The organism is Corynebacterium sp. ACRPJ (genome assembly GCF_022347345.1).
GTDB classification, from domain to species: Bacteria; Actinomycetota; Actinomycetes; order Mycobacteriales; family Mycobacteriaceae; genus Corynebacterium; species Corynebacterium tuberculostearicum_D.
This window is the reverse complement of the sequence record NZ_JAKRNC010000003.1, coordinates 113,418-133,502: the sequence shown is the minus strand read 5'-3', so window position 1 is coordinate 133,502 and position 20,085 is coordinate 113,418. Positions and strand designations below refer to the sequence as shown.

The window sequence follows — 20,085 nt, the reverse complement described above, 5'->3', positions numbered from 1 at the left end:
TTAGCCGACCGATCCTTCCATTTGCAGTTCGATGAGGCGGTTGAGCTCGAGGGCGTACTCCATCGGCAGCTCCTTAGCAATCGGCTCAACGAAGCCACGTACGATCATCGCCATTGCTTCTTCTTCCGCGATACCGCGGGACATCAGGTAGAACAGCTGCTCCTCAGAAACCTGGGAAACGGTTGCCTCATGGCCCAGCGTGACGTGGTCATTGCGGATGTCGTTATACGGGTATGTATCCGAACGCGAGATATTGTCCACTAGCAACGCGTCGCACTCGACGTTAGAGGTGGAATGGTGCGCGTTCTGATTAACCTGTACCAAGCCGCGGTACGCGGCGCGGCCGCCGGCACGGGCAACCGACTTAGACACGATATTGGAAGAGGTGTGCGGAGCCATGTGAGTCATCTTGGCGCCCGTGTCCTGGAACTGGTTCTCACCAGCAAAGGCAACGGAGAGAACCTCACCCTTGGCGTAAGGACCGGTCATCCATACGGCCGGGTACTTCATGGTGACCTTGGAGCCAATGTTGCCGTCGACCCATTCCATGGTGCCGCCTTCTTCTACCTTGGTGCGCTTGGTCACCAAGTTGTAGACGTTGCTGGACCAGTTCTGAATGGTGGTGTAGCGGCAGCGGCCGCCCTTCTTCACGATGATCTCCACTACTGCGGAGTGCAGGGAATCAGACTTGTAGATAGGAGCGGTACAGCCCTCGACGTAGTGAACATAAGCGTCCTCGTCGACGATGATGAGGGTGCGCTCGAACTGGCCCATATTTTCCGTGTTAATGCGGAAGTAAGCCTGCAGTGGAATATCTACGTGCACGCCCTTGGGCACGTAGATAAAGGAGCCACCGGACCACACAGCGGAGTTCAGCGCGGAAAACTTATTGTCACCCGCCGGAATAACGGTGCCGAAGTACTCCTCGAAAAGCTCAGGGTAGTCACGCAGTGCGGTATCAGTATCGACGAAGATGACGCCCTGGCTTTCCAGGTCCTCACGGATCTGGTGGTAGACAACCTCGGACTCGTACTGGGCTGCCACACCGGCAACGAGGCGCTGCTTCTCGGCCTCAGGAATGCCCAACTTATCGTAGGTGGCCTTGATATCGTCAGGGAGTTCCTCCCAGGTCTGGGCCTGCTCCTCAGTGGACTTCACATAGTACTTAATCTGGTCGAAGTCGATGCCAGACAGATCCGCACCCCAGGTGGGAACGGGCTTCTTATCAAAGATGTTCAGCGCCTTCAGACGCTGGTTAAGCATCCATTCCGGCTCGCCCTTCTTGGCGGAAATATCGCGTACTACATCTTCATTCAAGCCGCGGCGAGCAGAAGCACCAGCCGCGTCCGAGTCGTGCCAGCCGTACTCATATGCACCAATGGAATCAATGATTTCATCATCGGTCATCTTGTTCTCGGGTGCCGATTGTGCCTGGGTCATGACTCGCTCCTTTCAGTATTTGTATTAACGGGTGTCAAGGGGATGTTTGTGGTACAGATCCCATGACCGCCGGCGATGGAGGCCAAAGGCTGTACGTGTTTGCCTAATAGAGCAGAAAAGACTTCTTGTTCCGCCTCACACAGCTCCGGATGCTCGGCCGCCACATGGGAGACCGGACAATGGTGCTGACAGATTTGCACTCCCTGACCAGCGCGGTCCACCGTGGCGGCATACCCGTGCTCGTCCAATACCTCGGCCAGCTTGCGGGCCACATCCTCTACAGATTCGCCCTCTTCTACGAGGGGGCGCACATCTGCAACGAGACGCTCGAAGCGGACCTTGGCAAAGCGCTTAACGGCCTCAGACCCGCCGACGTCGCGAAGCGCCGTCAAGGCATCAGAGGCCAAATCATCGTAGGCGTGGCCGAATTGCGCTCGGCCACGATCGGTGAGGCGGAAGTGTTTGGCTGGTCGCCCGCGACCAGAGCCGCTACCCGCTGAACCGCGGGTAACTGGGCGGCGGCGCACAACCTCCGTCAATTCCTCTTCCACCAAATTGTCTAAGTGCCGGCGGATTCCGGCAGCAGAAAGGCCAAGGCGTTCACCCAAGTGGGAAGCGGTAACGGGCCCGTCCTTCAGCAGCAACAGCATCACTTGCCGGCGGGTATCGCCATCCGTAGTGCGGGATTCCTTAGCCGCCTTATGCGTAGTTTCTACGCGCTGAGGTGTGCTCATGCCGGGACCTCCCTTCGTGCTTCGCTCACTTACAGCCGCCCTGCAGCCGGCTCCCGTAATTCCGAGAGTCGCGCCGCAGTCCAACTGCGCCTCCTTTATTAGACAACACTAGTGTTCCTTAATTCATTCCGGAATGCCACCATTAGCCATTCTTCGGCGTGGCACGGGGGTGGCTTACTCCCCTCATCGCCACAACTGGCGGTGCTGCGCGCGTCAAAATGGCGGGCCTGCTGGGGTTGGGGCGGAGGATTCGCGTAAGGTCTTAACCCATGACAGGCAAATTCCGCGGCTTTCTTTCCGGCGTCAAGGCCGAGCTGCCGCAGCTGGGCACCGCTGGTTCCCGGTCTGCGCGGCTACACGCCGAGGACACCGGAGCCGCAGAACCTGATTCTCGTTTTGATTTTGTCCCCGCCAAAGAAGATGGCCTAAAGCGCACCACCACCGCACAATGGCGGACATTTTTTATCTTGCGCTGGGTGGGCACAGTGGGTTCTCTACTTATCGCCTTCGGCGCGTTAGGTGCCGGCGCCCTCCCAGTAGTGGGAAACCCTTATGACAACGTGCCTTTTGGATCCCTCATGTCTCGCATGCTGCAGACCTCTTCTGCCATAGTCATGGTGGGAGTAGGCCTGATGGTGGCCGCCTGGGTTTTCTTGGCCCCTTTTGTAGGCACCCCGCTGCGCCAACCCCAGGAAGGTGCCCTCACCCCAGCGCGCGCTCGCCGGCTCGTGACCACACACCAACTATGGCGCACGTGGGCCGGCTGGGTCATCCCGCTGATTTTTACCGCCCCGCTCTTCACCCAGGACATTTACTCCTACTTGGCCAACGGTTCCATCGTGATGCAGGGCATGGATCCGTATTCTGCAGGACCGGTGCAATTGCTTGGCGCGGGTGATGAGCTCGCCCGATCCGTACCGTTTATCTGGGCCAACTCCCCTTCTCCCTATGGCCCCGTAGCACTCGGGCTTGCTGGGGTGGTGAGCGCAGTTACCTCAAATTCCATCCTCTTGGGAGTTATCGCCCACCGCCTCCTATCCATCGCCGGTATCATGGTTGCTGGGTGGGCCATAAGCTGTTTGGCGCGGCGCTGCCGGGTATCTCCAGAATCTGCCCTATGGCTCGGCATTCTCAACCCTCTCACTATCTTGCACCTGGTGGGCGGAATCCATAATGAGTCCATCATGTTGGGCCTGCTTCTAGTGGGTATGGAGCTGGGCCTGCGGGGCGTCGACAAGCTGGAAAAGTCCACGCGCAGTGCCTACCTAGCACTAATTGCTTCTGGATTTTGTCTGTCCTGCGCCGGGATGGTCAAGGTTACCGGCTTTATCGGGCTGGGCTTTGTAGGGATGGCCTATGCCCGCCACCTGATAGACAAGGACGGTGCAACACGCTGGAGGGCTTTGGTCTACGCCATTGCCCTGCAGCTAGTTATTTTAATTGCAACCATTGCACTTATTAGCGCCTTGACCGGTATTGGCCTGGGGTGGATCACGGGACAAGGCGGGGCGGCCTCCATCCGCTCGTGGCTTTCTACCTCCACCGCCGTAGGCGTGGGCACCGGCTTCATCGGAATGCTGTTGGGTCTAGGCGACCACACCGAAGCTATTCTCACCGTAACCCGTACCTTTGGCGTGCTGGTGGCAGTAGCTTTCATGGCCCGCATGCTCTTTGCAACGTTGCGCGGCTACATCCACCCTGTGGGAGGACTCGGCACCGCCTCCTTAGTACTGGTTATCTTCTTTCCCGTCGTCCATCCGTGGTACATCCTGTGGGCGGTACTGCCTTTGGCCGCATGGGCCAACCGGCTTATATTCCGTTTCTGCGTCGTGGCTTATTCGGCAGCTATGAGCTTCTTTGTACTGCCGCGCGGCCTCGGGTTGCCGCCCAGCACTATCATCGTGATCTACGTGTCGGCAGCCTGCACTTTCGCCGTCATCGCCACCCTGTGGTGGGTTGCAGTGCGGCGCAGCGGAATCCGTGTCCTAAACTAATCCCACGTGAATTCCATTTCAGCCGATCGCCCAGCCCTCACCGTGGACAACGTGGTGAAGAAATTTGGCCCCACCACCGCCGTTAACGGTCTAAGCCTTAGCGTTGCCACAGGTGAGGTCTTTTGCCTCCTTGGCCCCAATGGCGCCGGAAAGTCCACAACGATTGAGATGTCAGAGGGTTTTATCCACCCCACCAGCGGCACAATCGACGTCCTAGGACTCGACCCGAGTTCCGCACCGGACAAGGTGCGCGAAAAGGTCGGCATCATGTTGCAGGGTGGTGGTTCCTACTCCGGCATCCGTGTTCTGGAAATGCTAGAACTTTCCGCTAGCTACAGCGCCCATCCCCTCTCCCCGCACTGGCTACTGGAAACGCTCGGGCTTGATGGAGTAGCCCGGACTCCCTATCGCAGACTCTCCGGCGGGCAGCAGCAACGGCTTTCCCTCGCCCTAGCAATCATCGGTCGGCCCGAGCTAGTTTTTCTCGATGAGCCCACCGCTGGCATGGATGCACAATCCCGTTTGGCGGTCTGGGACCTTGTTCGGGCCCTGAGGCGCGATGGCGTCACCATTGTTCTTACCACCCACCTCATGGATGAAGCGGAGTCACTAGCGGACCGAGTGGCAATCATGGATCATGGCGAGCTTGTAGCCCACGGCACCCCCGCGGAACTTACCGCCCAGTCGGACTCGGCAGGGCTTAGTTTCAGCACCGATATCGATGTTGATATGGAAGCTTTGGCTGAGGCTGGAATTCGAGCAACCAAATCCCGGCCGCTGCATTACCGCTTGACCCAGGCCGGCACTCCCGAGACGATTGCCGCGCTGAGCGCCGAACTCGCCCGCCAAGGAGTCCTGCTGCGGCGCTTAGACGCAGCCCACCGCAACTTAGAGGAGGTCTTCCTTGACCTTACCGGGCGCCATTTGCGCAGCTAGCTGCGTCCTCCGCCAGGATCGAATTCAATCAACTGCGTTGCGGAAAGAAACCACCACATGAGCACTACATTTAACATTGGAACCTTTACCCCGGCCCCCAAACGGGCTAGCGCCGGCGCCATGTTGCTCGCGCAAGGAAAGATGGAAGCAAAACTCATGCTGCGCCACGGCGAACAGCAATTGCTCAGCGTCATCATCCCGCTGGCCCTGCTCATTGGCGCGGCCCACCTAGAGTCGCTCACCGGACATGGCTTGCACGAAGTCTTTCCCATGGTGCTTGCAGTAGCGGCCACCTCCGCAGGCTTTACCGGTCAGGCCATTTCACTTGCCTTTGACCGGCGCTACGGGGCCCTTAAACGCACCGGCGCGTCCGGTGTGCCCGCATGGGCCATTATTGGCGGCAAAATCCTCGGCGTGCTCACCATGGTGGTATTCCAAATCCTCGTTTTGGGCATAGCTGCCTATATCCTGGGCCTCCGCATCAGCCTGGGCGGGGTGCTGCTCATGATTCTTTCGCTATTTTTTGGCGTTGCGGCTTTTACCGCCATGGGGCTGCTGCTCGGCGGCACCCTCAGCTCTGAGGTGGTACTCGCACTGGCCAATCTCATCTGGTTCCTGCTCCTCGGCGTAGTCGGATGGACCCTCTACTCCCAGGGGCTGGGCGATAACGGCATCCTCAACGCGGTGCCGACCGTCGCCCTAGCAGGCGCGCTTACCGACGCCTCTAATTCCACCTTCCCCGGCCTCGAGCTCCTGTCCTTGTTGGCGTGGCTTGCGGTGGCGTCGTTCGCTGCGGTCCGTTGGTTCCGCTTCGATGGCTAAATGTGACTTTTGTCCGGTTCCTCTCGAAACGAGAGGAATTTTTATGCCCGAAATCTCCCGACTAGTAGGATGCTATGCGTGAATTACTGGACGAAGATCAAGCGCTTCTTTAAGGAAGCCGCCCCTACACTGCAACAGCAGCGCCTCATCGCGCTCATCCTCCTCTTGTGCCAGGGTGGCATCACCGTGTCTGGTTCCATTGTCCGCGTGACCGGCTCGGGATTGGGTTGTCCCACCTGGCCGGAATGCCAACCAGGCTCCCTTGTCCCCATGGAAGGCGCTGCGCCTGCTCTCCACCAGGCCATCGAGTTTGGTAACCGCCTGCTTACTTTCGTCGTGACCGCAGCGGCTGTCGCCGCCGTCATTGCCATGCGCATGGCGCGTCGCCGTGCAGAGCTCAAGGTGTACGCATGGCTCAACGTCGCTGGCATCGTACTGCAGGCGATCATCGGCGGTATCTCTGTCCACCTAGACCTCCGGTGGTGGTCCGTGGCGCTGCACTTCCTACCTTCGATGCTCTTGGTATGGCTGGCGGCAATGCTTTATTCCCGCATTGTGGAACCCGATGACGGAACGCCACGCGTTCGCTTCCCTCAAGCGATTCGCCTCCTTGCAGCGGTCGCTACCGTTGCCCTGAGCATTGTGCTCATCACCGGCACGATGGTTACCGGTTCGGGCGTTCACTCTGGCGACTCCGGGGTGGGAATGGAAGGCCGCCTGCAGGTAGATACCGAAGCCATGGCCGTCACCCACGCCATGTGCATGTACGTCTACCTGACGCTTACGGTTATTACCGTCTTCCTGCTTTACAAGAACCGCGCACCTCAAGACGCTAAGAAGGCTGGCTGGGTCCTCGTTGTATGCATCCTCATTCAGTGGGCAGTAGGCGTTTACCAGTTCTACATGAGCATTCCGCGCTGGACTGTCCCCTTCCATATTGGCCTCTCCTCCTTCGTCACCGCGTATACCGCCCTGCTATGGGCACACGGTGTACGCCGCACCGACGGCACCGCGGATCTCATCACCGGCTCCCCCAGCGGCGATGAAAAGTACGCGGCGCGCCAAGCCTCTCTCGAACGGGAGCGCGCGAACGCTTAACCCATAACGCTCACGGCCGGCCGAGGTACTGCACTCGGCCGGCTTTTTGCGCTAGCCTGGCTATATGCACGCAATTCAGGTCACAGAAACCGGCGGACCAGAAGTACTTCGCTATACCGAAGTTCCCGCCCCCACCCCTAATGACGATGAGGTATTGGTGGACGTCATCATGGCTGGCGTCAATTACATCGATACCTATTATCGTGAGGGTATTTATAACGCGGCCACCCCGTTCATTCCCGGATTCGAAGGCACCGGGCGCGTAGTCCACGACCCCAAAGGGGAGATTGCCGAAGGCACTATGGTGGCCTGGAACCAGGCTTTTGGCTCCTATGCGGAGCAGGTCTGCGTCCCACGAGAGGGACTAGTGGCGGTCCCGGATGATTTCCAGCCAGAAGTCGCTGCCTCTATGCTGCTGCAAGGCATTACCGCACACTACTTGGCGCATGGCGTTTATCAACTGGGTGAAGGCGCTTCCTGCCTGATTACTGCCGGCGCCGGCGGTGTAGGCCAAATCCTCACTCAAATGGCATCGTCGCTCGGCGCTACCGTTTATACGGTGGTATCCACGGACGAAAAGGAGGAACTCTCCTACGCAGCCGGTGCGGATAAGGTATTTCGCTATGGCGACGCACTCGCCGAGCAGGTCCGTCGCTACAACGGTGATAGGGGTGTTGACGTGGTTTACGACGGCGTCGGCAAGGCTACCTTCCACGAGTCCCTCGAAGCAGTACGCCCCCGTGGCACCGTCGCGCTATTCGGCGCCGCCTCTGGCCCAGTTGAGCCTATCGACCCGCAGCTGCTAAACAAGCATGGGTCTATCTTTCTCACCCGACCTTCCATCGGCGCATGGACAGCCCAAGAAGGCGAGTTCCAAATGCGTGCCCAGGCTGTCGTCCAAGCTGTTATCGACGGCGATCTGAGCTTCAACGTCACGGCATCTTATCCACTGGAAGATGCCGCTGCGGCGCACCGCGATCTACAAGAGCGCAAGACTACCGGTTCCATCGTGCTGCGCGTCCAAGCTGGCGATAAAGCCTAAACCCACCCACAAACGCCAAAAGCGCGGGAAAGCATTTGCCTTCCCGCGCATTCGCCTTCTTATCCTAGGTATTTGGGCACAATTAGAATAACGTGGCTGACCAGCCGAGCATCCGGCCTAGTGGCTCCCAGCCCAATACTGCGTCGATGGACAACCCGATAAAGAGCACTGACAGATAGTTATTGGAGTAAATGAACAGGCGCATCGGCTTCACCTTGGCGCCGTTCTTGACTCCCTTGTGCAGGCGGATAGCCATCCACAGGAATACCGCGCCGGAGGCAAGTGCTGCGACCAAGTAAATCCACGATGCAGCGGGGACGATAAGTAGGGTCACGATAACCGTGCCCACGGTATACCACACGATCTGTCGAGTGACTTCCTTCTCATCAGCCACTACGGGCAGCATCGGCACGCCGGCCTTGCGGTAGTCTTCCTTGTACTTCATGGCCAGCGCCCACGTGTGTGGCGGAGTCCAGAAGAAGATGATGAGGAAGAGCACGATTGCCTGCCACCAGCGGTCAGGCTCTCCAGCAGGAGCGTTATCCCGGATAACCGCCCAGCCGACCATCGCCGGCATGCAGCCTGCCAAACCGCCCCAGACAATATTTTGAGCATTGCGCATCTTCAAAAACTTGGTGTAGACGAAGACGTAGAAGAAGTTCGTCAAAACCACGAAGAAGGCCGCCAGCCAGGAATGGGCAAGGACGCCCAACCATAGGACGGAGATGATGAGCATTACCCAGGCGAAAATTGCCGCGTTTCGCTTAGTAATCTTGGCCCTTACCAACGGGCGGGCCCTCGTGCGCTGCATTTTTTGATCCAGCTCGTAGTCCACGACGTTATTAAACGTGTGGGCAGCGGCAGCGCCCATCCAACCGCCAAAAATGGTCGACACGATAAGCCAGATATTGTCTGAAACGGCCTCCACGCCGCGTTGCGCTTGGAGCATCGCCGGGATTGCGGCCACGAGGAGGAGTTCAATGATCCTCGGCTTCGTTAGCGCAAAATAGGCCTTGATGGTCTCCAAGGGATTCCTCCACTATCTGAACGTTGGTGAACTGTGCCCCGCGCACTTCCTGCGCACGGTCACCCCTAGCGGTCGCACATGCCCGTGAAAAAGTTCCAGTTCTCTCACTCACAATTTTCGGCGCAGGGGCGAAAGACTACAGGCCTATGGCCGCTAGATTCAGTGCGCGCTCTAGCGCCCGCGCGCACTCCACTTAGCCATGCCAGCATACCTTTTATGCCTAGCTTTCTATAATTGCGCACCGCCGGTTAGAAAATTACTAGACTGAATAAAGTTAAGTACTTTTTGCCTAGACGTAAGCGAGGCTTTCCAGTGTCGAAAGATAAGTTGTCCCCAGAACTCCAAACTATGGTCGAGCGCCGTTATCCGGAGGATTGGTCGGAGTTTGACACCCGCGCCGTCGACACCGTACGAGTACTAGCCGCAGATGCTGTACAAAAGTGCGGTTCCGGCCACCCCGGTACGGCAATGTCCCTCGCTCCCCTCGCCTACACTCTCTACCAGCGCGTCATTAACCATGATCCCGCCGATGTGCACTGGGCCGGCCGCGACCGCTTCGTTCTTTCGGTTGGTCACTCCTCCCTCACCCAGTACATCCAGCTCTACCTGGGCGGCTTTGGCTTGGAGATGGACGATCTCAAGCAGCTGCGTACGTGGGGTTCGCGCACCCCAGGCCACCCTGAGGTACACCACACCGATGGCGTGGAAATCACCACTGGCCCCCTTGGCCAAGGCTTGGCTTCCTCCGTGGGCATGGTCATGGCGGCACGGAAGGAGCGCGGCCTTTTTGATCCTAAGGCACCGGCCGGCGAGTCTCCTTTCGACCACTACATCTACACCATCGCTTCCGATGGTGATCTACAGGAAGGCGTTACCGCTGAGGCCTCTTCCCTGGCGGGTACGCAAAAGCTCGGCAACCTGATTGTCTTCTGGGATGATAATCGCATTTCTATTGAGGACGATACGAATATTGCCTTCAACGAAGACGTAGTAGCCCGCTACGAGGCCTACGGCTGGCACGTCCAAACGGTCGAATCCGGCGAAGACGTCGTAGCTATTGAGGAGGCCGTCAAGGCCGCACAGGCAGAGACCGAGCGCCCGTCCTTCATCCGTGTGAAGACCGTCATCGGCTACCCGGCCCCGAATAAGATGAATACCGGCGGCGTGCATGGCGCTGCACTGGGCGATGACGAAGTTGCTGCCACCAAGGAGGTCTTAGGCTTCGATCCCGAGCGCAGCTTCCACATCGACGACGAGGTCATCTTACACACCCGCAAGCTGCGCGAGCGCGGCGCAGAGAAGCACTCCGCATGGCAGAAGAAGTTCGACGAGTGGGCTGCGGCTAATCCGGAGAACAAGGCACTCTTTGACCGCATGCACGCGCGCGAACTGCCGCAAGATTTCGACGCTGAATTGCCGGTCTGGGAACCGGGTGAGTCCTTGGCCACCCGCAAGGCTTCTGAGGCCACCATCCAAGCATTGGCCGCTTCCCTTCCAGAGATGTGGGGTGGCTCTGCTGACCTTGCCGGCTCCAATAACACCGTGATTAAGGGCGCGGATTCCTTCGGCCCCGCAGCCATTACCACCGATATGTGGTCGGCTCAGCCGTATGGCCGCAACCTCCACTTCGGCATTCGCGAGCACGCGATGTCTGCGATTATGAACGGTATTGCTCTGCACGGCAATACCCGCGTTTATGGCGGCACCTTCCTTATTTTCTCCGAGTACCAGTACCCCGCTGTGCGCTTGGGCTCGTTGATGTCTACCGATACCTACTATGTCTGGACCCACGACTCCATCGGCTTGGGCGAGGACGGCCCAACCCACCAGCCGGTAGAGACCCTTTCTGCCCTGCGCGCTATCCCGAACCTGTCCGTTATTCGCCCGGCCGATGCCAACGAAACTGCACAGGCATGGGCCGCAGCTCTCGAGTACAAGGCCGCACCAAAGGGCCTGGCACTGAGCCGCCAGGGACTGCCGGTACTGGAAGGCACCAAGGAAAAGGCACATGATGGCGTGCGCCGCGGCGCTTATGTTCTGGTGGAAGCATCCAAGGAAACGCCAGACGTAATCCTCCTCGCTACCGGCTCTGAGGTGCAGCTTGCCGTCGCCGCCGCTAAGGAACTGGAGGCCGCCGGAACAGCCACTCGCGTTGTCTCCGCACCGTGCCTTGAGTGGTTTGATGAGCAGGATGACGCATACTGCGAGTCCGTGCTGCCTAGCGAAGTGCAGGCCCGCGTGTCCATCGAAGCCGGCATCGCTATGCCGTGGCACAAGTACACCGGTTCTTTCGGCCGGACCATTTCCATCGAGCACTACGGCGCCTCCGCTCCTGCGGGCGAGCTCTTTGAGAACTTTGGCTTCACCACCGCAGCGGTTGTTGAAGCGGCGCAGGAATCGCTCGCCGCCGCGAAGAAGTAAACCTCCAGGACTGGATAAGGAGTAATCATGAACCACATTTCCGAACTTGCCCAGCTGGGAACCTCAACCTGGCTCGATGACCTTTCTCGCGAGCGCCTAGTATCGGGCAATCTCGAGGAGATAATTTCCACGAAGTCCATCGTGGGAGTTACCACCAACCCGGCTATTTTCGCCGCAGCGATGACCAACGGCACCGCCTACGACGCCGAGCTTTCCACGTTGAAGGAAGCCAAGGCTTCCGCGGATGAGGCGGTGTACGCATTGGCTATTGAGGACGTCAAGAATGCCTGCGACCTCTTTGCAGATATCTACTCCTCTACCAACGGCGCAGATGGCCGCGTGTCCATCGAGGTCGACCCGCGCATTTCTGATGACGCTAACGCCACCCTTGAACAGGCGCGTGAGCTATGGTCCAAAGTTGATCGACCCAACGTGATGATTAAGATTCCGGCCACCACCGCATCCCTCCCAGCCATCGAAGATGCCCTGGCAGAGGGAATCAGCGTCAATGTCACCCTTATTTTCTCCGTGGATCGCTACCGCGATGTCATTGAGGCTTTCCGTACTGGCCTCAAGCGTGCCGCCGAAGCAGGCAAGGACGTCTCTACCATTCACTCCGTGGCTTCCTTCTTTGTTTCCCGTTTGGATACCGAAGTAGATAAGCGCTTGGAAGCCATTGGCAGCGAGATTGCTCTGGCACTGCGGGGCAAGGCGGGCGTCGCCAATGCGCAGCGCGCCTATGCCCTCTTCCAGGACGCCTTGCTTGACGACGCCGACTTGCCCGAGGGCGCCCACCTCCAGCGTCCACTGTGGGCTTCTACCGGCGTAAAGAATCCGGAGTACCCAGCCACCTTGTACGTATCGGAGCTGGCTGGCCCGCATACGGTAAACACCATGCCGGAAAAGACCATCGATGCGGTTCTCTCCGAGGGCAATCTCCACGGCGACGCCCTGTCTGATAGCCGCGAGGCTGCAGAAGGCGTCTTTGCCCAGCTAGAAGAGGTCGGCATTGATTTCGATGATGTCTTTGCAGTGCTGGAGCGCGAGGGCGTAGATAAGTTTGTCGCCGCGTGGGAGGAACTGCTTGCTTCCATTGAGGAGCGACTCGCGTAAACTAGCCGTGTGACTTGTGCCCCGCCGAGAATTCGGCGGGGCATTCTGCCGCTAGAATATTAGCGAGCTTAAAGCCCATAAACTCAGGAAGGATTCTTCGTGACCGACTCAGCCGCTTGGGTCAACCCCTTGCGCAATGCCAGCGACAAGCGATTGCCGCGAATCGCAGGACCCGCGGGCATGGTCATCTTCGGCGTTACCGGTGACCTAGCATATAAAAAGCTACTGCCCGCAATCTACGACCTAGCAAGCCGTGGTCTCCTCCCCGCTGGCTTTACCCTTGTGGGTTATGGTCGCCGTGACTGGGACAAGGTCGCATTCTGTGACTACGTTCGCTCAGCCGTCATCGCTGGCTCACGTACCGAGTTCAATGAAGATGTCTGGCAGCATCTATCCCAGGGCATCGAATTTGTCCAAGGCTCTTTCGACGATGCTGGATTCGATCGCCTCTCGGCGCGTTTGGGCGAGCTAGATCGCGAGCGCGGCACCGGCAGCAACTGGGCATACTACCTTTCGGTTCCACCGGAGTTCTTCTCCAATATCTGCCACCAGCTGGAGCGGGTGGGTATGGCCAACTCCGTCGAGGACTCGTGGCGCCGAGTAATCATTGAGAAGCCTTTCGGCCACGATCAAGAGTCTGCCCGCAAGCTCAATGAGATTGTCAACGCCGTCTTCCCTGAGTCCGCGGTGTTCCGCATTGACCATTATTTGGGCAAGGAGACGGTGCAAAACATCATGGCTTTGCGCTTTGCCAATCAAATTTTTGAGCCCATGTGGAACGCCCACTACATCGATCACGTCCAAATCACCATGGCCGAAGATATTGGCTTGGGCGGCCGTGCCGGATACTATGACGGCATCGGTGCGGCTCGAGACGTCATCCAGAACCACCTGCTGCAGCTTTTGGCTCTAGTTGCAATGGAAGAACCCTCCTCCTTCGAGCCCGAGGCCCTGCAGGCAGAAAAGGTCAAGGTGCTGCGCGCTACCCACGCTGTGCACCCACTCAATAAGACGACTGCTCGCGGCCAGTACTCCGCCGGCTGGCAAGGCTCCGAGTTTGTCAAGGGCTTGCGCGAAGAAGAAGGCTTCGACCCGGAGTCCACGACGGAGACCTATGCAGCCTGCACCTTGGAAGTAAACTCCCGCCGCTGGGGAGGAGTACCCTTCTACCTGCGCACGGGCAAGCGCTTGGGCCGCCGCGTGACCGAGATTGCGCTGGTATTCAAGGCAGCGCCAAATCAACCATTCATCGACGGCCAGACCGATGCGCTGGGACGAAACGCCGTAGTCATCCGCGTGCAGCCGGATGAAGGCGTCACCATGCGATTTGGTTCCAAGGTCCCCGGCTCCACCATGGAAGTCCGCGACGTCAATATGGACTTTGCTTATGCTGAGGCCTTTACCGAGGAATCTCCGGAAGCATACGAGCGCCTGATTTTGGATGCCCTCCTCGATGAGTCCTCGCTCTTCCCCACCAACGAAGAGGTGGAACTTTCCTGGTCGATTTTGGATCCCATTATCGATTACTGGTCCGAAGCAGGCCAACCGGAGGAATACCGCGCTGGCACGTGGGGCCCAGAATCCGCCGATAGAATGTTGCGCCGCCGGGGTCACTCCTGGCGCCGCCCATAGGAGGGACGCAGACAATGATTATTCCATTGCCCAACACCACTACTCGTGAAATCTCCAAAAAGCTAGTAGAGGCCCAAGAGCATTACACCCTTACTACCGGCCGAGTACTCACCCTCATCGTGGCTGCCCGCGAGGACGATGATCTGGAAAGCATCCTGGCCTCCGTGCGCGATGCCTCCCACGAGCACCCGTCGCGCGTTCTGGTCGTCGTGACGGGCGACCCGCAGGCAGATACCCACTTGGACGCGCAGCTGCGCGTGGGCGGTGAAGCGGGTGCTTCTGAGATGGTAATCATGAAGTTGCACGGCGCTTTGGCAAACCAGGACGAGGCAGTCGTTACTCCACTGCTGCTTCCCGACACCCCTTTGGTCGCCTGGTGGCCTACCTTGTGCCCGCCTGACCCAGCTTCCAGCTCGGTGGGTAAACTGGCTCAACGCCGCATCACCAACGTTGCCTATGACGGACGCGTCACTGGCGAAGATCTGCGCACCTTATCCGCCGGTTACACGCCGGGCGATTCCGATATGTCCTGGGCCGCCATCACTTTGTGGCGCGGCGTCGTGGCCTCCGCATTGGACCGCCATCCTCACGAGCCGGTGCAGTCCGTCGAGGTAGCGGGCCCTGCGGGCCACCCAGCTCCAGACTTCGCGGCCGGATGGCTCCTCGATCGTCTGGCAGTGCCCGTCCACCGCACAGTGACCGACTCTCAGGAGCCGCACTTCCCAGTGACCCACTTGCGGTTTAACCGGGAAACGAGCCACGTCGACGTAGATGTCGTCGACGAGCGCACGGTGCGTGTGTGCGTTCCAGGTTCCCCGGATTCCTTGGTGAGCCTTAGCAAGCGCTCCCAAGCTGAGGTTCTCTCTGAAGAATTGCGCCATCTGGATGCCGATAAGACTTATGCGCAAGCGCTCCGTGCGCTAGCCCAAGTAGACTACAGTAAGCAGTAAAACGGCTTAACTCTGATTCTTTGCAAAGGATAGCGATACCTCATGGTAACTCTTCACCGCGTAAGCGATGTGGATGACCTTATCTCCCAGGCCGCGCTGAAATTCGTGGATACCGTAGCGCGTATCCAAGCCGCCGGTGGCGGGCTCCACCACGATGGGGTCGCGCGAGTTGTCCTAACCGGCGGCGGCGCTGGAATTGGCGTTCTTCACGAGCTGGCCCGTTTGGATTTCGCGGCACAGCAGCAAGGCGAGGACTTTCCAGCCCAGCGCATCGATTGGTCGCGCGTTCACGTCTTTTTCGGCGACGAGCGTAATGTGCCCGTCTCTGACGCAGATTCTAATGAGGGTCAAGCACGCAGTGCCCTGCTCAACCACGTAGATATTCCGGACCAGAATATTCACGGTTTTGATCTAGGTGCGGTGTCCATGGAAGCCGCAGCGAGTGCGTATGAGCCAGAGCTAAAGGAATTCGCCCCGAACGGATTCGACCTGCATCTGCTGGGAATGGGCGAAGAGGGCCATATCAATTCCTTGTTCCCCCATTCTGAGGCGGTTCGGGAACAAGAAGAGCTAGCTGTTCCCGTTCATGACTCTCCCAAGCCGCCGAGCGAGCGCATTACCCTTACTCTTCCCGCGGTAAACAAGTCTGCTCGTATTTGGCTTCTTGTTGCAGGCGAGGCCAAGGCGGAAGCTGCCAAGCACGTCGTTGAAGGCGCTGAGCCCGAAGAATGGCCGGCTGCAGGCGCGCACGGTAAGGAAGAAACCATCCTCTTCCTTGCCGATGACGCCGCATCCGAGCTCTAGGCACGGCCGCCTAGCGCGCAGCCGAGCTGAACTTGTGGCTCGGCGCCACACAAAAAGCGCCGGTACCGCTTCCCCACCGCCAGTTCCCACAGGGAACCAAGAGGTTGGAAGCCGATACCGGCGCTTTCGCTATTCCAGCTGGTAGCTTAAGCGAATGCCTGGATGAGGTTGAGGCCTACGATGCACGCAAGCCAGATAATTACCATCACCACGGTGTAACGGTCCAAGTTCTTTTCCACGACGGTCGAGCCGGAAAGGTTAGACTGCACGCCGCCGCCGAAGAGGCTGGACAGGCCGCCACCTTTGCCCTTGTGCAGCAGCACGAAGATGGACATCAAAATAGCTGCGATGACCAAAATGATTTCCAGTGCCAAGACCATGAGGATAATCCTTATTTCTAACGTGCGCCCTGCGGGTAACTCTCGCCACCCGCTAGCGCGGAATCGTACTTTTAGGCTTCGCGTACAGCGAAGTAATCACACCGGCCCACTGTACACGATGGCGCGGGCTGGAACCATTCCAACCCGCGCCTTAGCGCGAACCTGTGACAGGTGATAACTCCTGTTAGCTCAGAGCATTAGCTGCGTTAGCAGCCAACTTGGCAAACTCCTCGCCGACCAAGGAAGCGCCACCAATGAGGCCGCCGTCGACGTCAGGCTTGCTGACAATCTCTGCAACGGAATCAACCTTGACGGAACCACCGTAGAGAATGCGAATACCTGCAGCAACTTCCTCACCTGCGAGCTCCTTTACGAGCTCGCGGATGGCGGCGCAGACTTCCTGGGCATCGTCTGCGGAGGCAACCTTGCCGGTGCCAATCGCCCACACTGGCTCGTAGGCGATAACGGTCTTGGCAAGCTGGTCTGCGCTCAGGCCAGCCAAAGAATTGCGGGTCTGGTTAACCACGTAGTCCACGTGGGTACCGGCCTCGCGTACAGCCAACGGCTCGCCTACGCACACGATGGGGCTGATGCCATTGTCCAATGCTGCGGCTGCCTTCTCTGCAACGAGCTTATCGGTCTCGCCGTGGTACTGACGGCGCTCCGAGTGGCCCACGACCACCCAGCTGCAGCCGAGCTTGGCCAGCATCTTGCCAGATACTTCACCAGTGAATGCGCCGGACTCGTGCTTAGAGATGTCCTGCGCACCGTAGGTGACCTGCAGCTTGTCGCCCTCTACCAACGTTTGGATGGTGCGAATATCAGTAAACGGGACCATGTAGGCCACGTCGACCTTCTCGTAATAGTCCTTTGGCAGGGAGAAGGCGAACTTTTGAACGGAGCCGATGGCCTCGACGTGGTCGAGGTTCATCTTCCAATTACCTGCAATAAGTGGGGTGCGTGCCATGAATTTTTCCTCTCTTTTTGGCAAGTTGATCAGGCAGTTTTAGGCTTCCAGGACAGATACGCCCGGAAGTTCCTTGCCCTCGAGGTACTCGAGGGAGGCGCCGCCACCGGTGGAGATGTGGCTAAAGCCGTCCTCGTCCAAGCCAAGCATGCGCACGGAGGCAGCGGAGTCGCCGCCACCGACGACGGAGAAGGAACCGTTGTTTGCGGTGGCGTCGATAATAGCCTGCGCTACACCAGCAGTGCCCTTGGAGAAAGCTTCCATTTCGAATACGCCCATTGGGCCATTCCAAAAGACGGTCTTGGAAGAAGCAAGAACATCTGCAAACTTTTCCACGGACTTTGGTCCAATATCCAGGGACATCCAGCCCTCAGGAATGCCATCGAGCTCGACCACCTGGGTCTCTGCATCCGCTGCGAACTTGCTTGCAGCAATGAGATCAACCGGAAGCACCAGCTTGTCGCCAAAGCGCTTGAGCAGGTCCTTGCAGTTTTCGATCTGGTCTTCTTGCAGCAGGGACTCTTGGACGTTATAGCCCTTGGCGGCCAGCAGGGTGTAGCACATGCCGCCACCAATGATGACCTTGTCAGCCTTGCCAGCCAGTGCTTCAATCACACCGAGCTTATCCGAAACCTTGGCGCCGCCGAGGACAACCACGTACGGGTGCTCCGGTTCCTTAGCTACAGTGGAAAGAACCGACAGCTCCTTTTCTACGAGCTTGCCTGCGTAAGCCGGTAGGCGCTTAGCGACGTCATACACAGATGCCTGCGCACGGTGGACAACGCCAAAGCCATCAGAAACAAAAGCGCCGTTATCGGCTGCCAGAGCAACGAGCTCGTCAGCGAACTGGCCGCGCTCAGCCTCGTCCTTGGAGGTCTCACGGGGGTCGAAGCGGACGTTTTCTACCAACATCACGTCGCCGTCGTTGAGGCCGTTGGCGCGCTCATGAGCGTCTTCTCCGGTGACGTCGCCGGCTAGGGCAACGTACTGGTCAAGCGCCTCAGACAGCGCTTCAGCTACTGGAGCCAAAGAGAACTTAGAGTTTACCTCACCCTTTGGACGACCCAGGTGTGCGGAAAGAATGACCTTTGCGCCACCTTCTACCAGTGCCTTGATGGTCGGAAGAGAAGCGTTAATACGTCCGGGATCGGTAATGTTTCCCTCTTCATCAAGTGGAACATTGAAGTCAGAGCGGACGAGGACGTGGCGGGATTCGACGCCCTCCTTGAGAAGATCGTCAAGTGTCTGGAAAGCCATTATTTACTCCTTAAATAATTCGGACGGGTCAAAAGGCTATAGATATAAGAATACCGGCCGCGACGCGGCGCCGTTAAGGCTTGCATCAGGCCGGTTCCTCATTGCTAGAGCTCTAGTTTAGAGCTTGTCTGCCACCAGGTTGGTCAGGCGAACGAGCTGGGAGGTGTAGCCCCACTCGTTGTCGTACCAGCCCAGAACCTTGACCAGGTTGCCGTTGGAAACCTTGGTCATGCCGGAGTCGAAAATGCAGCCGTGCGGGGAGGTAACAATGTCGGTGGAAACCAGCGGATCCTCGGTGTATGCGAGGGTGTCCTTGAGCTCGCCCTCAGCAGCTTCCTTCAGGGCGGCGTTGATTTCCTCGGCGGTGACATCGCGGGAAGCGGTGAAGGTCAGGTCGGTAGCGGAGCCGGTGATAACCGGAACGCGCATTGCGTAACCATCCAGCTTGCCGTCCAGCTCAGGCAGAACCAGGGATACGGCCTTAGCAGCGCCAGTGGAGGTAGGCACCATGTTTACTGCAGCGGCACGGGCGCGGCGCGGATCCTTGTGCGGAGCGTCCTGGATGCGCTGGTCGCCGGTATAAGCGTGAACGGTGGTCATCAGGCCCTTTTCAATGCCGAACTTGTCATTGAGAACCTTTGCCATCGGTGCCAGGCAGTTGGTGGTGCAGGATGCCGCGGAGATGACGTTGTGATTTGCCGGATCATAGGTGTCAGAGTTGACGCCATAGACGAAGGTTGCGTCTACTTCCTTGCCCGGAGCGGAGATGATGACCTTCTTGGCGCCCGCCTCGAGGTGAGCCTTGGCATCGTTGCCGTTGGTGAAGCGGCCGGTGGACTCGATAACGAGGTCTACGTTGTACTCGCCCCACTTGAGCTGCTTCGGGTCCTTCTCTGCGGTTACCACGATGCGGTGGCCGTTAACAGTAATGGACTCATCGTCGTGAGTAATTTCGCCATCGAAGCGGCCCAGTACGGAGTCGTACTTCAGCAGGTTAGCCAGCGAGCCGTTGTCGGTCAGGTCGTTTACTGCAACAACTTCGAGGTTGTTGTCACCCTGAGCGACTGCACGGAAAAAGTTACGGCCGATGCGGCCAAAGCCATTGATACCTACGCGGATAGTCACTGTATTTCTCCTCAAAGAGTCGAGTAAATGTGTGTACGGGCATTAGCGCGGGTCCTTCAATGAAGTCTGTGTTTGAGAAGCGCCCGAGCGTTTTCCCTTACATTGCCGATACTACCGAGCGTTTTTTGTCAGCGCAGGCTCCCAGCGGCCTTGAGAACTAGTGGATGACAGATTTTCCAAAAGCGCGTACACTCTTTCCGATCCTTTTTATTTCCCACATACAAACCAGCTGGATAGGCCCGAACACGTGGGTTTGTGTTGGGTTTACACCGTTATCGTGAGATATACCACTGTTACACTTCAGGGGTTACACCCACCTCTGTCCGATCGGACATTGAGAAAT

Annotated in this window: 17 protein-coding genes; 10 read left to right on the top strand and 7 right to left on the bottom strand. The window is 58.3% G+C overall.

All coding sequences use genetic code 11. From position 1 onward, the window contains the following. Together sufB and MHY08_RS03270 are read right to left on the bottom strand one after the other, a co-directional pair. Complete coding sequence (gene sufB / locus MHY08_RS03275; protein ID WP_301438137.1) at positions 1-1,440, bottom strand: Fe-S cluster assembly protein SufB; 1,440 nt, start codon at positions 1,438-1,440, stop codon at positions 1-3. After that, the gene (locus MHY08_RS03270) at positions 1,437-2,174 is read right to left on the bottom strand and encodes a metalloregulator ArsR/SmtB family transcription factor (protein ID WP_005324839.1); all 738 of its coding nucleotides are present in this window, start codon (positions 2,172-2,174) and stop codon (positions 1,437-1,439) included. Before MHY08_RS03270 ends, sufB begins: the two co-directional genes overlap by 4 nt. Positions 2,175-2,443: 269 nt before the next feature. On the opposite strand from MHY08_RS03270, the gene mptB reads away from it, so the two are divergent. The 5 genes from mptB (at position 2,444) to MHY08_RS03245 (ending at position 8,066) form a co-directional block, all read left to right on the top strand. Then, positions 2,444-4,168, top strand: coding sequence for a polyprenol phosphomannose-dependent alpha 1,6 mannosyltransferase MptB (gene mptB / locus MHY08_RS03265; protein ID WP_239235294.1), 1,725 nt, complete (start codon positions 2,444-2,446; stop codon positions 4,166-4,168). A gap of 6 nt (positions 4,169-4,174) precedes the next feature. After that, a complete protein-coding gene (locus tag MHY08_RS03260) occupies positions 4,175-5,104 on the top strand; it encodes an ABC transporter ATP-binding protein (protein ID WP_239228809.1) in 930 nt (309 codons plus the stop codon). Between the two features lie 57 nt (positions 5,105-5,161). Further along, a complete protein-coding gene (locus MHY08_RS03255; protein ID WP_239228810.1) occupies positions 5,162-5,926 on the top strand; it encodes an ABC transporter permease in 765 nt (254 codons plus the stop codon). 69 nt (positions 5,927-5,995) lie between these two features. Next, positions 5,996-7,024 carry a heme A synthase gene (locus MHY08_RS03250; RefSeq protein WP_239228811.1) on the top strand — a complete coding sequence of 343 codons (1,029 nt, stop codon included), beginning with the start codon at positions 5,996-5,998 and terminating at the stop codon, positions 7,022-7,024. Between the two features lie 64 nt (positions 7,025-7,088). Further along, positions 7,089-8,066, top strand: coding sequence for a quinone oxidoreductase (locus MHY08_RS03245; protein ID WP_239235292.1), 978 nt, complete (start codon positions 7,089-7,091; stop codon positions 8,064-8,066). 82 nt (positions 8,067-8,148) lie between these two features. Here MHY08_RS03245 and MHY08_RS03240 read toward each other — a convergent pair whose 3' ends face one another. Continuing rightward, on the bottom strand, positions 8,149-9,093 hold the full coding sequence (locus MHY08_RS03240; RefSeq protein WP_204608987.1) for a heme o synthase: 945 nt from the start codon (positions 9,091-9,093) through the stop codon (positions 8,149-8,151). A gap of 348 nt (positions 9,094-9,441) precedes the next feature. Here MHY08_RS03240 and tkt point away from each other — a divergent pair, with 348 nt between their 5' ends. From tkt to pgl, 5 genes are all read left to right on the top strand, one after another. Then, on the top strand, positions 9,442-11,514 hold the full coding sequence (gene tkt, locus MHY08_RS03235) for a transketolase (RefSeq protein ID WP_239235421.1): 2,073 nt from the start codon (positions 9,442-9,444) through the stop codon (positions 11,512-11,514). A gap of 27 nt (positions 11,515-11,541) precedes the next feature. Beyond that, positions 11,542-12,627 carry a transaldolase gene (gene tal / locus MHY08_RS03230; RefSeq protein WP_239228813.1) on the top strand — a complete coding sequence of 362 codons (1,086 nt, stop codon included), beginning with the start codon at positions 11,542-11,544 and terminating at the stop codon, positions 12,625-12,627. A 99-nt stretch (positions 12,628-12,726) separates the two neighbouring features. Then, the gene (zwf, locus tag MHY08_RS03225) at positions 12,727-14,259 is read left to right on the top strand and encodes a glucose-6-phosphate dehydrogenase (RefSeq protein WP_239235291.1); all 1,533 of its coding nucleotides are present in this window, start codon (positions 12,727-12,729) and stop codon (positions 14,257-14,259) included. Positions 14,260-14,273: 14 nt separating this feature from the next. After that, positions 14,274-15,209, top strand: a complete 936-nt coding sequence (locus tag MHY08_RS03220; protein ID WP_239235290.1) for a glucose-6-phosphate dehydrogenase assembly protein OpcA — start codon at positions 14,274-14,276, stop codon at positions 15,207-15,209. A gap of 42 nt (positions 15,210-15,251) precedes the next feature. Then, positions 15,252-16,013: a 6-phosphogluconolactonase gene (pgl, locus tag MHY08_RS03215; RefSeq protein WP_204608980.1), complete on the top strand. Its 762-nt coding sequence runs from the start codon at positions 15,252-15,254 to the stop codon at positions 16,011-16,013. 146 nt (positions 16,014-16,159) lie between these two features. Here pgl and secG read toward each other — a convergent pair whose 3' ends face one another. From secG to gap, 4 genes are all read right to left on the bottom strand, one after another. Continuing rightward, positions 16,160-16,393 carry a preprotein translocase subunit SecG gene (secG, locus tag MHY08_RS03210; RefSeq protein WP_005324856.1) on the bottom strand — a complete coding sequence of 78 codons (234 nt, stop codon included), beginning with the start codon at positions 16,391-16,393 and terminating at the stop codon, positions 16,160-16,162. 184 nt (positions 16,394-16,577) lie between these two features. Next, complete coding sequence (gene tpiA / locus MHY08_RS03205) at positions 16,578-17,360, bottom strand: triose-phosphate isomerase (RefSeq protein ID WP_005328415.1); 783 nt, start codon at positions 17,358-17,360, stop codon at positions 16,578-16,580. A 39-nt stretch (positions 17,361-17,399) separates the two neighbouring features. After that, positions 17,400-18,617, bottom strand: coding sequence for a phosphoglycerate kinase (gene pgk, locus MHY08_RS03200; protein WP_239228816.1), 1,218 nt, complete (start codon positions 18,615-18,617; stop codon positions 17,400-17,402). A gap of 117 nt (positions 18,618-18,734) precedes the next feature. Further along, positions 18,735-19,742: a type I glyceraldehyde-3-phosphate dehydrogenase gene (gene gap / locus MHY08_RS03195; RefSeq protein ID WP_049378190.1), complete on the bottom strand. Its 1,008-nt coding sequence runs from the start codon at positions 19,740-19,742 to the stop codon at positions 18,735-18,737. Between the last annotated feature and the right edge of the window lie 343 nt (positions 19,743-20,085).

Excerpts from the sequence above, each read along its gene's own strand:
- sufB (WP_301438137.1), bottom strand. The coding sequence starts at position 1,440 with ATGACCCAGGCACAATCGGCACCCGAGAACAAGATGACCGATGATGAA.
- pgl (WP_204608980.1), top strand. The coding sequence starts at position 15,252 with ATGGTAACTCTTCACCGCGTAAGCGATGTGGATGACCTTATCTCCCAG.
- tal (WP_239228813.1), top strand. The coding sequence starts at position 11,542 with ATGAACCACATTTCCGAACTTGCCCAGCTGGGAACCTCAACCTGGCTC.
- tpiA (WP_005328415.1), bottom strand. The coding sequence starts at position 17,360 with ATGGCACGCACCCCACTTATTGCAGGTAATTGGAAGATGAACCTCGAC.
- MHY08_RS03250 (WP_239228811.1), top strand. The coding sequence starts at position 5,996 with ATGCTATGCGTGAATTACTGGACGAAGATCAAGCGCTTCTTTAAGGAA.
- pgk (WP_239228816.1), bottom strand. The coding sequence starts at position 18,617 with ATGGCTTTCCAGACACTTGACGATCTTCTCAAGGAGGGCGTCGAATCC.
- tkt (WP_239235421.1), top strand. The coding sequence starts at position 9,442 with ATGGTCGAGCGCCGTTATCCGGAGGATTGGTCGGAGTTTGACACCCGC.
- MHY08_RS03220 (WP_239235290.1), top strand. The coding sequence starts at position 14,274 with ATGATTATTCCATTGCCCAACACCACTACTCGTGAAATCTCCAAAAAG.
- MHY08_RS03245 (WP_239235292.1), top strand. The coding sequence starts at position 7,089 with ATGCACGCAATTCAGGTCACAGAAACCGGCGGACCAGAAGTACTTCGC.
- MHY08_RS03255 (WP_239228810.1), top strand. The coding sequence starts at position 5,162 with ATGAGCACTACATTTAACATTGGAACCTTTACCCCGGCCCCCAAACGG.
- MHY08_RS03270 (WP_005324839.1), bottom strand. The coding sequence starts at position 2,174 with ATGAGCACACCTCAGCGCGTAGAAACTACGCATAAGGCGGCTAAGGAA.
- mptB (WP_239235294.1), top strand. The coding sequence starts at position 2,444 with ATGACAGGCAAATTCCGCGGCTTTCTTTCCGGCGTCAAGGCCGAGCTG.
- secG (WP_005324856.1), bottom strand. The coding sequence starts at position 16,393 with ATGGTCTTGGCACTGGAAATCATTTTGGTCATCGCAGCTATTTTGATG.